This window comes from Streptomyces sp. SID12488 (assembly GCF_010548275.1).
In the GTDB taxonomy this organism is placed as follows: domain Bacteria; phylum Actinomycetota; class Actinomycetes; order Streptomycetales; family Streptomycetaceae; genus Streptomyces.
Window position 1 is genome coordinate 1 of sequence record NZ_JAAGLT010000100.1, and the last position, 683, is coordinate 683.

At 65.3% G+C, this 683-nt stretch carries 1 protein-coding gene; it reads right to left on the minus strand.

The annotated features are described in order from the left end of the window. The coding region (locus G3I56_RS42670; protein WP_164418932.1) for a transposase at positions 1-554 on the minus strand (554 nt) is incomplete at its 3' end. Positions 555-683 lie beyond the last annotated feature (129 nt).

Here is a 683-nt window from a genome sequence, read left to right on the forward strand (position 1 = left end):
AGGTGGGGTCTGAACTGGATCTTCTTCAGTTTGCGCTTGACGATGCGGACGAGTCCCTTGAGGTCGGTGGCGACGAAGTTGGCGACAGCGCGCTTGAGGAGTGACCATACGCCTTCCGCCGGGTTCAACTCGGGTGCGTATGACGGCATCTGGAAGATCCGTAACCAGTCCGCGTGTTCCTCGGCGAACGCGACGAGCTCCTTGGTGAGGTGGACGTTGAGGTTGTCCCAGCACCACACCAATGGGGCGTTCAGCTGCTGGTGGGCGGTGATGATCAGGTCGCGGTACTCGTGCCAGGCGAACGTCTGGGGCTCGCCCTTGCGGCCGTGGTAGACGTGCAGCTTGTAGAAGAAGTGCGGGCGGCTGCCGGGCCGGAAGCAGACGACGCCGGCGATGTTGACCCGGCCGTTTCCCCGACCGCGCACCCGCACCACCGGACGTGCTCCGCGCGGTGCCCAGGTGCGGCCTTTCGGCGGCCTCAGTCCCTGGCCTGCCTCGTCCTCGAAGCAGATGTAGGCGCCCAGGTCCGCCGCGGTCCTTTTAACCGCGGCCACACCTCGTCCTTCCACATCTCGTAGGCCGTTTCCTCCCGCTCGATCGCGTGGCGCACCGGAAGCTGGCAGGACCAGCCGTGCCGTTTCAGCAGCTTGACCACCCCCTGGATCGTGCAGCCTTTGTGGAAC